The organism is Chamaesiphon sp. VAR_69_metabat_338 (genome assembly GCF_031423935.1).
In the GTDB taxonomy this organism is placed as follows: domain Bacteria; phylum Cyanobacteriota; class Cyanobacteriia; order Cyanobacteriales; family Chamaesiphonaceae; genus Chamaesiphon.
In genome coordinates, this window is sequence record NZ_JANPGM010000270.1 from 1 (window position 1) to 1,755 (window position 1,755).

1 protein-coding gene and 1 pseudogene are annotated in these 1,755 nt (G+C 50.1%); one reads left to right on the forward strand and one right to left on the reverse strand.

The window, feature by feature from the left end; translation table 11 throughout:
• The coding region (locus tag RMO84_RS07925; RefSeq protein WP_310487925.1) for a protein kinase domain-containing protein at positions 1–1,329 on the reverse strand (1,329 nt) is incomplete at its 3' end.
• Positions 1,330–1,476: 147 nt separating this feature from the next.
• Between RMO84_RS07925 and RMO84_RS07930 the strand changes: the two are divergent.
• A pseudogene (locus RMO84_RS07930) lies at positions 1,477–1,755 on the forward strand (GNAT family N-acetyltransferase); the annotation flags it as partial.

Consider the following 1,755-nt stretch of genomic DNA (forward strand, 5'->3'; position numbering starts at 1 on the left):
GTAACTGGGCTGAATCGGGCTAAAATCGCCCCCAGCGGTAACTGCCAACCTGTCGCCATCGAATAAAGTACTATTAGCCGGACGGGGAGTGTTGGTTTCAACTGCCACCACTTCCCGCAATACACCCAAAAGCTGTTCTGCCATCTCTTCAGCCGTCTGGAATCGATCGTCGGCAGCGGCGGCGGTAGCTTTGAGCAGGAACCGATACAGCGATTCTTGGTTGGCGAAAACCGGATCTGACTGGGCACTCGGGAGCGTATATTGATGCTCGGTACTAAATCCTGAAATATTGGTGACTAATACGGCTAAAGTTCGCCCGATCGTAAATAGATCCGAAACGATCGTCGGCCCTTCCCCAGCTTCCGGCGCAGCATAGCCGATCGTCCCATAAATATCGCCATCGGGATCGTCAATCTTGCGCGCGCCGCCCAAATCGATCAGCTTGATATCATCCCCTTCGAGCATGACGTTATCGGGTTTAAAGTCGCAGTAGACTAAGCCGAGCTGATGGAGATAGGCAAACGCGCCTAGTACCCGATGAATGTAAGCGATCGCTTCAGATACCGGCAGCATCCCGCGCTCTTTGCGAATTTCCTTGAGAGTTTTACCCCCCACATATTCCATCACGATATAGCCTTCGGCATCGTGAGTGACAAAGTTATAAATCCCCACGATATTCGGATGTTTGACTGCTGCCAAAAATTGCCGCTCGGCGAGGGCAACCGCCGCGCTCGCAGCATCCTCACTATTTAATAACCCTTTGAGGACGACGTACCGCGATAATAAGTTGTCAAAGCCCAAGTAGATCCAACCTAATCCACCATACGCGATCGCGCCTTTAACTTCATACTGTCCGCCGATGACATCCCCAGGAGCCAGACTCGGAATGAAATTATATTTCTGTCCGCACTTGCTACAAAAACCTTTATCTCGCTTGACAGCTTGATTGCACGCCGCACAAAACCGTTTATTTTCCGGCACCTTGGCTTCGACGAGGACGGCGAGTTCGGGAGCTGTAGAGGGCAATTCGGGAATCGATACCAATCCCGCACCCAGCTGGCGGCGGCTACTCTTGCCTACTGTCGGCGCACTGCGACGCGTACCGCGCGATCGATTGCTCGTCGGACTCGATCCGGTACTGGTGACGGAAGCACTATTCGGGGTAGTTCTCAGACTTTGAGAACTACCGACTGGTTTATTGCTAGCAGTCGCCGCCAGCGCGATGTCTAATTCCGATTGCGATTTGATTGCCGCCATCCCACAGGTATCGCAATAACCATCATCGATCGAGCCATTACAGTTGTTTCGAGTGCAAGTTAGTTTCGACATACGATAGCAGTGGGTGACGAAGAGGGTAAGATGTTTGGCTGTGTAGAAATAAGAGTGCGAACGGTAGTAAATAGGTGTTGGCGATTGGCTGGCACGATTACCTAACGGTACCCTGGCGCGAACGAACCATCAAACCATAATATATCAATGATAGACAAGATCTTGCTGGCGATATCGATCGAAGAGATTACTGAGTGTTTTGTAGCGATGAAAGAGTTGCGAACCCATTTAGAAATTGCCGATTTTATTACGCAAGTTCAGAGACAGCAACAGCAATTTAATTATCAACTTGTCTATCTTCGCATTGATAACAGCATTCAAGCTGTTGCCGGATTTAGAATCTCGGAATCGTTAGCCTGGGGGAAGTTTCTCTATGTTGACGATCTAGTTAGTAGATCGGAGAGTCGATCGCATGGCTATGGCACA